We start from the raw sequence: 266 nt of genomic DNA, 5'->3' as shown, positions 1-266 counted from the left end.
AGGGGTTGGCGCAAAGCCGATGAAATCCGAGCGGGTCGTGCGCGCTTCTTTCTATGCTGCCCATGTTGAAGCGCGCACGATCGTCAACCGGTTCACGAGCAAAACGAAGCCGTCGCTGATCCCGGGAAATACCGGCAGCGTCGGCTTGAACATCGCCAGAATCTGCCGCGCCGCCCGCGTCGCGCGCCGCCGTTATCAGTAGTTTCCCCTACGCCCCCCTCAGGATTTTCCCCTACCGCACCATCCCGCGCACCGCACGCCCCACC

The 266-nt window shown here is 63.9% G+C and carries 1 protein-coding gene; it reads left to right on the top strand.

Annotation, left to right across the window (positions count from 1 at the left end; all coding sequences use genetic code 11):
• Positions 1-202: hypothetical protein (locus SB689_RS23320; RefSeq protein ID WP_410694426.1), on the top strand; the 202-nt coding region annotated here is incomplete at its 5' end.
• Positions 203-266: the final 64 nt, after the last annotated feature.

The organism is Chryseobacterium sp. SIMBA_038 (genome assembly GCF_046535115.1).
Lineage (GTDB): Bacteria > Bacteroidota > Bacteroidia > Flavobacteriales > Weeksellaceae > Chryseobacterium.
Note: the sequence above shows the minus strand (reverse complement) of the source record. Positions and strands in the feature narration are given on the sequence as shown.